This window comes from Candidatus Accumulibacter vicinus (assembly GCF_000584955.1).
GTDB lineage: Bacteria > Pseudomonadota > Gammaproteobacteria > Burkholderiales > Rhodocyclaceae > Accumulibacter > Accumulibacter vicinus.
The window spans coordinates 60,868-71,399 of record NZ_JDSS02000028.1 but is presented as its reverse complement, the minus strand read 5'-3'; the positions used below and the strand labels follow the sequence as shown (position 1 = coordinate 71,399).

The following is a 10,532-nucleotide window of genomic DNA, read 5'->3' as shown; positions in this document are numbered from 1 at the left end:
GCGCCTGCGGGTGCCGGCGGGCAGTGTGGCGATAGCCGGCACCCTGACTGCGATCTACCCCTGGGAAAGCCCCGGTGGCTGGCATCTGCTGGGCGCCTGCCCGGTGCCGCTGTTTTCGGCTAACTGGCCACAAGCGGCGCTGCTCCTGCCCGGCGACCGGGTGCGCTTTCGGGCGATCGCCGCCACCGAGTATCGCTTGCTGCGCTCGGAAATGCCAAAGTTGCGCGCGGCAGCGCAGCCGCCGCTGGCTTTTCTGGTCGATGGCGAGGCCGATCGATGAACGCTTTTCTCGAAATCGTCAGCCCCGGCGCGCTGGCTTCGCTCCAGGATCTTGGCCGACCAGGGTTCCGTCGGCTTGGCGTGCCGCGCGCCGGCGCACTGCAACCGGACTGGTTGCGCCTGGCCAATGCCCTGCTTGGCAATGCCGAAGATACCCCGGCGATCGAATTTTTTGTCGGCGGTCTGGCAGTGCGTGCGCTCGACTCACCGGTTCAGCTCGCGCTGGCCGGAAATTTCTCGGCTGCAGTAGTCGGCGCCGACGGCTGTCGTCGCCTCGACTCCTGGCGCAGCGTGACGCTTGCGCCCAGCGAGACCCTGCGTTGTGGCATGCTGTCGCCGGGCCGGGTCGGCTACCTCGCGCTGGCCGGGGTCAACATCCCGAAGCAACTCGGCAGCGCATCGACGTATGCGCCTGCCGGCCTCGGTGGCCTCGACGGTCGCTGCTTGTCGCCCGGAGGCCGCCTGCCGGTCGGCGAGTGCAGAGCCGGCCAACAAATGCTGCGGACCTTGCCAGCGCTGGACGCGGCGCCGATTCGCGTCGTTCCCGGACCACAGGAGGATTACTTCACTGCCGCGTCGCTGGCCTGCTTCCTGGGTGAGGCCTACCAGATTTCCGCCGCGGCCGATCGCATGGGCATGCGTCTGGATGGTCCCGTGCTCAGACATCGGCCCGAGAAAGGCTTCGAGATGACTTCGGATGCGACTGTGCCAGGGTCGATTCAGGTGCCGGGCCAGGGACAGCCGATCGTGCTGCTCGCCGATGGCCAGACCGCTGGCGGTTATCCGAAGATCGCCACGGTGATCTCGGCCGATCTGCCGCGTCTGGCCGTGCTGGCACCGGGACAGTACATTCGCTTTGCTGCCGTTTCGGTGGCGGATGCCGAACGGGCGGCGCGCGCACGCGCGGCAGCCCTGCACGCACTGATCGCCGGCATCGGGCCGCTGGTGGAAGCGGGGAGGCTTGATCTGCAGGCGATTTATGCCGCCAATCTGGTCAGTGGTGTCGTCGATGCCCGAGAGTTGGATCCGGTGGCCTGGACGGCGACGCCTGGACAGGATTCACCGCCTTCACGGTGGGAGGGAGGATGACCCGCAAGATCAATCTCAACGCCGACCTCGGCGAAAGCTTCGGGGTCTGGGAAATGGGCTGCGATGATCAACTGCTGCGCATCATCGGTGCAGCCAATATCGCCTGTGGTTTCCATGCCGGTGATCCGCTGGTGATGCGCCGCACGGTCCGACAGGCACTGGCTGCCGGCGTCAGCCTGGGCGCGCATCCATCGTTTCCTGACCTGCAGGGTTTCGGCCGGCGAGCGATGCAACTTCCGGCGGCAGAACTCGAAGCGATGCTGATCTACCAGATCGGCGCCCTTGCCGGCATGGCACAAGCCGAAGGCGGGCAGCTGACGCATGTCAAGCCGCATGGTGCGCTGAACAATATGGCCTGTGAGAATGCGGCGCTGGCAGGCAGCGTCGTGGCCGCGATCAAGAGCTTCGATCCTGCGCTGATACTGCTCGCGCCGGTGCTTTCGCAGCTTTTGCTGGTGGGTGCAGCCGCGGGCCTGAAAGTCGCCGCCGAAGTCTTTGCCGACCGCAGTTACACCGACACCGGCAAACTCGTGCCGCGCAGCCAGCCCGGCGCAGTTCTCCACAGCGCCGACGCCTGCGTCGAGCAGGTCCTGCGCATGCTCGACGCAGGCGGCATCGTCAGCCTGGACGGCCAACTGATCCGAACCGAGTTTCACAGCATCTGCGTGCATGGCGACGGACCGCAGGCAGTGGCCGCGGCGACCGCCATCCGTGCCGCACTGCTGGACGCCGGCATCTGCCTGGTGAAGCTTCCGGAAGCGCTCAAGTCCGGATCTGACGTTTTGCCGGCAATGGTTTAGAATCTCGGCATCACTGGCGGGGGTGGAGCGTGGCAGCGGTTACGATCCTGGCCTGCCCCGCTTGCTGCCCGACAAACGCGAGGAAATCCCCTTCGGATAGCGGAAAGACGCCGATGCCTCACAGAGTTCTCAAAGTCCCCGAGCGGGGAATGATCGACGCTTACGAGGGCCTGCTCGCGGCGCGCAATTTTCAGGCCGACGCCGCGCAACGCGCAGCCGCCGAACGCTTGCAGCGCCTTTATTATGACCTGCTGTCGTTCAAGGTCGGGCGGCGCAGCACCTTGCGGCGTCTTTTCGCACCGCCGGAAGTGCCGCGTGGCGTCTATTTCTGGGGCGGTGTCGGGCGCGGCAAGAGCTTCCTGATGGACTGCTTTTTCGACGCGGTGCCGTATCGTCGCAAGCGTCGGATTCACTTCCACGCCTTCATGCACGGGGTGCATCGGCAGTTGAACGAACTCAAGGGCGAGAACGATCCGCTGCTACGGGTGGCCGAGCGCATCGCTACAGAAGTGCGGCTGCTCTGCTTCGACGAGTTTCACGTTTCCGACATCGCCGATGCGATGATTCTCGGCCGCTTGCTCGAAGCGCTCTTTGCCCACGGGGTGGTTTTCGTGATGACTTCCAATTACCCGCCCGACAGGCTCTATCCGAATGGCCTGCAGCGCGACAACTTTCTGCCGACGATTGCCCTGCTCAAGTCGCGGCTGGACGTGCTGGAAATCGATGCCGGGGTCGATTATCGGCTAAGAACGCTCGAGCAGGTCGAGATCTTTCATTACCCGGCCGACGCTGCGGCCGAGCTGAAGATGGCCGGGTATTTCGCCGCCATGGCCGATGGCGAAGGCGAACCGGGCGGTACCGTCGAGATCCTCGGGCGCAATATTCCGACACAGCGCCGTGGCAACGGCGTGATCTGGTTCGATTTCAAGTCACTGTGCGGTGGGCCGCGTTCGCAAAACGACTACCTCGAACTGGCGCGCGGCTATCATACGGTACTGCTTTCGGCGATTCCCAGGATGTCGGCGAGCATGTCATCGGAGGCACGGCGTTTTACCTGGCTGGTCGACATCTTCTACGATCACAAGGTCAAGCTGATTGCCACCGCCGATTGTGGTCCGGACAGCCTGTACACACAGGGCACGCAGGCCAGCGAGTTCTTCCGCACCGCCAGTCGTCTGACCGAAATGCGTTCACGCGCGTATCTCGGCTTGCCGCATCTGTCGTGATCAACAGCGCCTGTCGGCCAGTGCGGCGGCTGGCCCGAGATAAAGCCTAGAAGATCTCCAGATCCACGCAGAGCCGATTACCTCCGGCTTCCTGCGCTGCGCTGAGCAGTGGCTGCAGGTGCTCGATCAATATCGATGAATCTTCGCCGCTGTATTCGGTGACGCCGCCGCTGATTGTCAGTGGCGGCTTGGTGTGGTGCGCATAGGTCGCCTCGACCGCCGCGAGGACACGCTCCAGACCGATCATCGCATCATTGATGCGAACATTGGGCAGAATCAACAGGAACTGATCGGAAGCAAAGCGGCCAACCATGTCGAACTCGCGCAGACTCCTGCCCAACAGTGAACCCACCTCGGCGAGCAGGCGTTCACCGGCTTCCCGTCCATTCGCTGCACAGAAATCGGCGAAGTCATCGATGGTCATCAACGCCAAGGAAAAAGGGGTACCGTAACGTCGGGCGCGGCGATCCTCATCGTCGAGCAGCAGTCTGATATAGCCTTGATTGAAGACCCCGGTGAGTGGGTCGTGTGTCGGCATGGACTGGCTTGCCAACTGACGGTAACGGGTCAGATTGGCCAGGGCCAGGAGGACACGTCGAAGACTGCCATCGTCGGCGAACACCGGAAAGGCGCTGGCCCTGCACCAGGTGGTGGCGCCGGACGCTGTCTTCCGGATACCGATGGCCCGATGCCGGACCGCCTGCCGCGTCTGCGCCACCTCCATTTCAGGACGGTGGTCGACAGCCAGCGGCTGACCGTTCTCATCTTCCCATACGACCGGCGTATCGCCAAGCAGGGTGGCGGCTTGAGTGTTGCGCAGATGCAGGAAACCATCGGAAGAGAAGACCAGCAGGGCAATGTCGAGACTGTCGAGCAGCGTCGCGTAGTTTCCGATTTCGGCATCATCGGCACGCAGATCGACGAACGGAGGAAGGGGTGGGCTACTGCACATTTGCAAGCATTACCGGCAGACAACGATATCCACATGTTAGCCCAAAATCCCGCCCTGCGCTCTTCGTCAGGCCCTTGTATCAGAAAGGTTTCCGTCAGGCGGCCAGTGCCTGCTCGAGGTCGTTGATCAGATCGTCGACATGTTCGATGCCGATCGAGAGGCGAATCATTTCCTCGGAGACGCCGGCCTTGGCCAGTTCTGCCGGAGCCAGTTGGCGATGCGTGGTCGATGCCGGGTGACAGGCGAGTGACTTGGCGTCACCGATGTTGACCAGCCGGGTAAACAACTGCAGCGCATCCTGAAAGCGCGCACCCGCCTCCGAGCCGCTGCAGCCGTTGCCCTTGACACCAAAGGTGAGGATCCCGGAAGCCTTGCCGTCCATGTACTTCTGGACCAGCGGGTGGTCAGGATGATCGGGCAGGCCGGCGTAATTGACCCACGCCACCTTGGCGTGACCCTGCAGGTAGGCGGCGATCTTTTCGGTGTTGGCGCAGATGCGGTCCATCCGCAGCGGCAGGGTCTCGATGCCCTGCAGAATCAGGAAGCTGTTGAACGGCGAGATGGCAGCACCCATATTGCGCAGCGGCACGACGCGTGCACGACCGATGAAGGCCGCCGGACCCAGGGCTTCGGTGTATATCACCCCGTGGTAGGAGACATCCGGCTCGTTGAGGCGCCTGAATTTCACCTTGTGCTCAGCCCAGGGAAAGCGCCCGCTATCGACGATCATGCCACCGATCGAGTTACCATGACCGCCGATATACTTGGTCAGCGAGTGAACGACGATGTCGGCGCCATGCTCGAAGGGACGGCACAGATAGGGCGAAGGAACCGTGTTGTCAACAATCAGGGGCAGACCATGACGGTGTGCAATCTCGGCGAGCGGCTCGAAATCGGTGATGTTGCCAAGTGGATTGCCGACCGACTCGCAATAAATGGCCTTGGTCTTGCCGTTGATCAGTTTTTCGAAACTGGGCGGCTCGGCATGGTTGGCAAAGCGCACCTCGATACCGTACTGCGGCAGGGTATGTGCGAAAAGGTTGTAGGTGCCGCCATAAAGTGTTGCTGCCGAGACGATGTTGTCACCGGCTTCGGCGATGGTCATGATCGCGTAGGTGATCGCCGCCTGGCCCGAGGCCAGCGCCAGTCCGCCGATGCCGCCTTCCATTGCAGCAACGCGTTTTTCGAGGACATCCTGGGTCGGATTCATGATGCGTGTGTAGATATTGCCGGCCACCTTCAGGTCGAACAGGTCGGCGCCATGCTGGGTGCTGTCAAAGGAATACGAGCTGGTCTGGTAAATCGGTACGGCGACCGCCTTGGTCGTCGGTTCGGGACTGTAGCCGGCGTGGACGGCGAGCGTTTCTAGTTTCATGCGGATTCTCCCTGGAGGTTGGCGCTTCGGCAAGGGTCAATCTTATCATCTCGGATGACCCGCCTAGATGCCGGGGAACTGTCCATTGCCGATGCGCACGCGGTCACCGCTGCGCCACAGCGGCGCTTGCGATTCGTTGACAGTGCGCATGCTGCCATCGTTGAGGCGAACGGTGACCTGGTACTGCGGACTGACGCGCCCCTTTTTCGTCATCTCGCGCACGTCAACGACGGTACCGCAGTCCCGGCAGGCGCCAACAGCAGGTCGGCTGTGGTCGACGTAAAGCGCGTTCTCCTGTTGCGGGTCGTTCGCTATCGGTCGGGTGCCACGGCTAGCGTGGTAGGCGCGGGAAGACACCGTGGATCGCCCCTGGTCGGCCACTGCCGCGGTCGGTCGAGTGGCGACCTGCTTGCTTGCCTGGCTTGCCGGAGCTTCGCTGACGGTATGCACCGTGACCCTCGAACCGGCAGGGATGTTCAGCGTCGCAGACTTTTCCGCAGGTACGGCGATCGCGGTCGGCATGGGTGTGCTTGCCACTTGCGGTGCCATGGGGCTCGGCAGCCAGCCGAGCAGCGCCGCGACGCCGGTGAGACTGAGCAGAGTGACCGAGGCTGCGGCAACGAGAATCATCGGGTGGGTGCTTGTGGACTGGTTTTCCATCCCCTGGATTTCCTGGAAATAAAAACCTCAGTGTAACGCTTTGCGGGCAGCCGTGGAGAACGAGCACTACGCAACGCGGTCCGGCTTGACGGAAAAGTCACCCGTCGATACGCGGCGCGGCGTCGCTGTGCCACCGCTGGCTGCGGCCACGCAACAGGAAGCGACCGGGATCGACGGCGCTGACCAGGTCGTCGGCGAGCGGCAGCGGCGCACCGGTGATCAGGCAGGCCAGCAGTTCGCCGGCGAGCGCCGACCAGACGATGCCGCGGGCGCCAAAGCCGTTGATCAGGTAGAGTCCCGGCAGACGCGGCATGGCGGCGAGCGGCAACGACGGACGCGCCGGATCGATGGCGGTGGCGTCGGCAAGCGCCCCGATCATCGGCAGACGATCCGGCGACAGCGGGCGGAAGCCGACGCGGCCGCCGAGTTGCGCGGGGTCGATGCGCTGGCTGTAGCCTGGCAGGATGAAATCGAGTTTGGCCAGGTTTTCGGCATGGTCGGCCTGGCGCAGCGCGTTTTCCTGGTCGTCGACGCAGAAGGTCGCGCCGACGCAGCGCAGGCCGTCGATGACTGGCGTCACGTAGCCGAGGCGGCAAATGACGATGGCCGGCGGCGAAGCCGTCGCGACCGGCAGATGCGAAACCTGCCCGCGCGCAGCGCGCAGCGGCAGATGCGCGGCAGGCGCAAAGCATCGGGCAGCCGCTGCGTTGGCCAGAATCAGCACCGGTGCTGCGGCGATCAGCTTGCCCGCGGCGTCGCAAGCCTGCCAGAGACCCGCCTGCCGCCTGATTTCGGCGACCCGGCATTGATAATGCGGCCGGATCGCCGTCGCCTGGCAAGCTAGGTTGGCCCGGCAAAGCGAAGCGGGATCGACCCAGCCACCGCCGGGGAACCACCAGCCGCCCTTGGCAACCGGCCAGCCGGCCAACTGGCTGGCTTCGTCACGGTCGACAAAGCGCAGCTCATCGGCTGCAGGCTGCTGGATCTCGACCACCCGCTGCTGCGTCGCGGCGTGTTTGTCGTCCCGCGCCAGATGCAGCACGCCGGTGCAACCCCAGCGTAGCGGCAGACCGGCGGCGGTCAGCGACTGGAGATGCGCACGGGCGTGGACGAACCCGGCCCGTGTCAGTCGTGCCAGGCGGTTGTCGTCGAGTGAGGGCAGCGGGCGCAGGACGCCGGCGAGATTACCCGAAGCGCCCTCGCCAGGGGCTGCGGCGCGCTCGATCAGATCGATCGTCCAGCCGCGTGCCGCCAGACGTTCGGCGGCGCTGCTGCCGGCCAGACCGGCACCAATGACGATCGCGTGCTGTGGCATGCACCGGGAGTGCTGGTCAATGTGCGCTCTGGCTTGCTGCAGTTGCCTACTCCGGCCGCATCTGCGGAAAGAGGATCACGTCACGGATGTTTGCCGAGTCGGTCAGCAGCATCACCAGCCGGTCGATGCCGACACCGCAGCCAGCGGTCGGCGGCAGGCCGTATTCGAGGGCACGGATGTAGTCGGCGTCGTAGTACATCGCTTCCTCGTCACCGGCCTCCTTGGCTTGCGCCTGTTCGAGGAAGCGTGCCGTCTGGTCTTCGGGGTCGTTCAACTCGGAGAAGCCGTTGGCGATCTCGCGGCCGGCGATGAACAACTCGAAACGCTCGGCGACCTCGGGGTTGCTGTCGCTACGGCGCGCCAGCGGGCTGACCTCGGCCGGGTAATCGATGATGAAGGTCGGATTCCAGAGATCGGCTTCGGCAGTCTCCTCGAAGAGCTTCAGTTGCAGCGCACCGAGCCCGGACTCCGCACCGACCTCGACCTTCATTGCCGTCAGTTTTGCACGCAACCAGGCGGCATCGCCAAGTTGTGCGATGCTGAAACCGGGATGGAACTGGCGGATCGCTTCGACGATCGTCAGACGGGCAAAGGGTTTGGCAAAGTCGATGCTGCGGCCCTGATATGCGAACACTTCGCTGGCCAGCACCGCGCGTGCGCTGTGGCGCAGCAGTCCTTCGGTGAAGTCCATCAACTGGCGGTACTCGGAGTACGCCTCATAGAATTCCATCATCGTGAATTCGGGGTTGTGGCGCGGGCTGAGCCCTTCGTTGCGGAAGTTGCGGTTGATTTCGAAAACCTTTTCGAGGCCGCCGACAACGAGGCGCTTGAGATACAACTCCGGCGCGATGCGCAGGAACAGCGGCATGTCCAGCGCGTTATGATGTGTCGCGAAGGGGCGCGCCGTTGCGCCACCGGGAATCGGGTGCATCATCGGCGTCTCGACTTCGAGGAAGCCGTGATCGATCATGAAGTTGCGGATCGACTGCACGATGCGGCTGCGGATGACGAAGGTGAGGCGGGATTGCTCGTTGGTGATCAGGTCGACGTAGCGCATGCGGTACTTCTGTTCCTGGTCGGTCAGGCCGTGGAACTTTTCCGGCAGCGGTCGCAGCGATTTGGAGAGCAGCCGGATCTCCGTGCACTGCACGGTCAGCTCGCCCGTGCGGGTGCGAAACAGCGTACCGACGGCCCCGACGATGTCCCCCATGTCCCATCGCTTGAATGCCGCATAGATTTCATCGCCCACCTGGTCACGGCTGACATAAGCCTGGATGCGGCCGGAGAGGTCCTGAACGGTAATGAACGAGGCCTTGCCCATCACCCGTTTGAGCATGATGCGCCCGGCGATCCGGACGGTGACCGGCACTGCTGCAAGTTCTTCGAGCGTCTTGTGGTCATAGAGATCATTGATCTTGCCGGCGGTATTTTCGCGCGCAAAGTCGTTCGGGAAGGCCTGGCCGCTCCGCCGCCATTCGCCGAGCTTGGCACGACGATCGGCAATGATGTGGTTTTCGTCCGGCTGCGGCGAAGAGTCGAGGAGGTTTTCGGTCGGAGACATGATGGGAGTTTCTCAATGAGTGCCTGAGCAGCTTGGGCATGCGGGCTCAGACGCCCTGTTTCAGGCTGGCTTCAATGAACTGGTCGAGGTCGCCGTCGAGCACGCCCTGGGTATTGCCGACTTCGACGTTGGTGCGCAAGTCCTTGATTCTCGACTGGTCGAGCACATAGGAACGAATCTGGTGACCCCAGCCGATGTCGGATTTGGCGTCTTCGAGCTTTTGCTGCTCGGCCTGGCGCTTGCGCATCTCGGCTTCGTAGATGCGGGACTTCAACATCGCCATGGCCTCGGCACGGTTGCGGTGCTGCGAACGGTCATTCTGGCACTGCACGACGATATTGGTCGGCAGATGCGTGATGCGCACCGCCGAATCGGTCTTGTTGATATGCTGACCACCGGCGCCGGAAGCGCGATAGGTATCGATGCGCAGCTCGGCCGGGTTGATGTCGACTTCAAAGGAGTCGTCGATTTCGGGGTAGGCGGTCACCGAGCAGAAACTGGTGTGGCGGCGCGCATTCGAATCGAAGGGCGACTTGCGGACCAGTCGATGGATGCCGGTTTCCGAACGCAGCATGCCGTAAGCGTAGTCGCCGGAGAGCTTGATGCTGGCCGTCTTGATGCCGGCGACTTCGCCTTCCGATTCCTCGAGCACTTCGACCGCGTAGCCCTTGCGTTCGCCGTAGCGGATGTACATGCGCAGCAGCATCGCCGCCCAGTCCTGCGCTTCGGTACCGCCGGCGCCGGCCTGGATGTCGACGAAGCAGTTGAGCGGGTCGGCCGGGTTGTTGAACATGCGCCGGAATTCGAGGCCGGAAACCTCCTTCTCGATGGCGTCGACATCGGCGATGACCGCGTTCAGCGTGTCGTCGTCATTCTCCTCGCGCGCCATCTCGAAGAGGTCACTGGCGTCGCGCAGGCCATCGCCAATGCGGTTCAGCGTCAGCACGACGTTTTCCAGCACGCGTTTCTCGCGTCCGAGTTCCTGCGCGCGCTCGGCGTTGTCCCAGACCTTCGGATCCTCGAATTCGCGGGCAACGGCCTTTAACTGATCGGCTTTCTGATCGTAGTCAAAGATACCTCCGCAGTTCGGTGGCCCGCTGACCGAGGTCGGCGAGCCGGTTTTCGATGAGATTGAGCTGTTCGGCTTCCATGATGGACCCTGCTTGCTTGATGAATGAACTGCGCATTATATACGTGCGGCGGGCCGAACCGGGCAGGCAGGCGGGAATGGGGTGTGATTCAAAGTGATGCAAGCCCCATAATTTCAGCATTTGC

At 63.3% G+C, this 10,532-nt stretch carries 11 protein-coding genes; 4 read left to right on the top strand and 7 right to left on the bottom strand.

Annotated features, from left to right (window positions below):
- The 4 genes from CAPSK01_RS13905 to zapE all read left to right on the top strand — a co-directional run.
- Window positions 1-280: carboxyltransferase domain-containing protein (locus CAPSK01_RS13905; protein WP_273703701.1), on the top strand; the 280-nt coding region annotated here is incomplete at its 5' end.
- Entirely contained in the window at window positions 277-1,368 is a 1,092-nt protein-coding gene (locus CAPSK01_RS13900; RefSeq protein WP_273703700.1) for a biotin-dependent carboxyltransferase family protein, read from the top strand. The genes CAPSK01_RS13905 and CAPSK01_RS13900, both read left to right, overlap by 4 nt.
- Entirely contained in the window at window positions 1,365-2,168 is an 804-nt protein-coding gene (locus tag CAPSK01_RS13895) for a 5-oxoprolinase subunit PxpA (protein WP_034927759.1), read from the top strand. Before CAPSK01_RS13900 ends, CAPSK01_RS13895 begins: the two co-directional genes overlap by 4 nt.
- Window positions 2,169-2,281: 113 nt before the next feature.
- Window positions 2,282-3,394: a cell division protein ZapE gene (gene zapE / locus CAPSK01_RS13890; protein WP_034927757.1), complete on the top strand. Its 1,113-nt coding sequence runs from the start codon at window positions 2,282-2,284 to the stop codon at window positions 3,392-3,394.
- Window positions 3,395-3,440: 46 nt separating this feature from the next.
- On the opposite strand, the gene CAPSK01_RS13885 is transcribed toward zapE, so the two are convergent.
- From CAPSK01_RS13885 to CAPSK01_RS23015, 7 genes are all read right to left on the bottom strand, one after another.
- Window positions 3,441-4,346: a sensor domain-containing diguanylate cyclase gene (locus CAPSK01_RS13885; protein ID WP_034927754.1), complete on the bottom strand. Its 906-nt coding sequence runs from the start codon at window positions 4,344-4,346 to the stop codon at window positions 3,441-3,443.
- A gap of 94 nt (window positions 4,347-4,440) precedes the next feature.
- Window positions 4,441-5,721 (bottom strand): aminotransferase class I/II-fold pyridoxal phosphate-dependent enzyme, encoded by a 1,281-nt coding sequence (locus CAPSK01_RS13880; protein WP_034927751.1) that lies wholly within the window; start codon window positions 5,719-5,721, stop codon window positions 4,441-4,443.
- Window positions 5,722-5,784: 63 nt separating this feature from the next.
- Window positions 5,785-6,381 carry a hypothetical protein gene (locus CAPSK01_RS13875; protein WP_034927749.1) on the bottom strand — a complete coding sequence of 199 codons (597 nt, stop codon included), beginning with the start codon at window positions 6,379-6,381 and terminating at the stop codon, window positions 5,785-5,787.
- 97 nt (window positions 6,382-6,478) lie between these two features.
- The gene (gene mnmC, locus CAPSK01_RS13870) at window positions 6,479-7,696 is read right to left on the bottom strand and encodes an FAD-dependent 5-carboxymethylaminomethyl-2-thiouridine(34) oxidoreductase MnmC (protein ID WP_273703699.1); all 1,218 of its coding nucleotides are present in this window, start codon (window positions 7,694-7,696) and stop codon (window positions 6,479-6,481) included.
- A gap of 46 nt (window positions 7,697-7,742) precedes the next feature.
- Window positions 7,743-9,257, bottom strand: a complete 1,515-nt coding sequence (gene lysS, locus CAPSK01_RS13865; protein WP_034927746.1) for a lysine--tRNA ligase — start codon at window positions 9,255-9,257, stop codon at window positions 7,743-7,745.
- Between the two features lie 46 nt (window positions 9,258-9,303).
- Window positions 9,304-10,408, bottom strand: a protein-coding gene (gene prfB / locus CAPSK01_RS13860) for a peptide chain release factor 2 (RefSeq protein WP_273703698.1) whose coding sequence is annotated in 2 segments (ribosomal slippage) — window positions 9,304-10,326 and window positions 10,328-10,408 — 1,104 coding nt in all. Because the reading frame shifts where the segments join, the coding sequence is not laid out codon by codon here.
- Window positions 10,325-10,532 (bottom strand): hypothetical protein (locus CAPSK01_RS23015; protein ID WP_337958586.1); only part of this gene is annotated, 208 nt, incomplete at its 5' end. The genes CAPSK01_RS23015 and prfB, both read right to left, overlap by 84 nt.

What these genes read in the sequence shown, in the direction of transcription:
- CAPSK01_RS13900 (WP_273703700.1), top strand. Translation starts at nt 277, where the DNA reads ATGAACGCTTTTCTCGAAATCGTCAGCCCCGGCGCGCTGGCTTCGCTC.
- CAPSK01_RS13895 (WP_034927759.1), top strand. Translation starts at nt 1,365, where the DNA reads ATGACCCGCAAGATCAATCTCAACGCCGACCTCGGCGAAAGCTTCGGG.
- zapE (WP_034927757.1), top strand. Translation starts at nt 2,282, where the DNA reads ATGCCTCACAGAGTTCTCAAAGTCCCCGAGCGGGGAATGATCGACGCT.
- CAPSK01_RS13885 (WP_034927754.1), bottom strand. Translation starts at nt 4,346, where the DNA reads ATGTGCAGTAGCCCACCCCTTCCTCCGTTCGTCGATCTGCGTGCCGAT.
- CAPSK01_RS13880 (WP_034927751.1), bottom strand. Translation starts at nt 5,721, where the DNA reads ATGAAACTAGAAACGCTCGCCGTCCACGCCGGCTACAGTCCCGAACCG.
- CAPSK01_RS13875 (WP_034927749.1), bottom strand. Translation starts at nt 6,381, where the DNA reads ATGGAAAACCAGTCCACAAGCACCCACCCGATGATTCTCGTTGCCGCA.
- mnmC (WP_273703699.1), bottom strand. Translation starts at nt 7,696, where the DNA reads ATGCCACAGCACGCGATCGTCATTGGTGCCGGTCTGGCCGGCAGCAGC.
- lysS (WP_034927746.1), bottom strand. Translation starts at nt 9,257, where the DNA reads ATGTCTCCGACCGAAAACCTCCTCGACTCTTCGCCGCAGCCGGACGAA.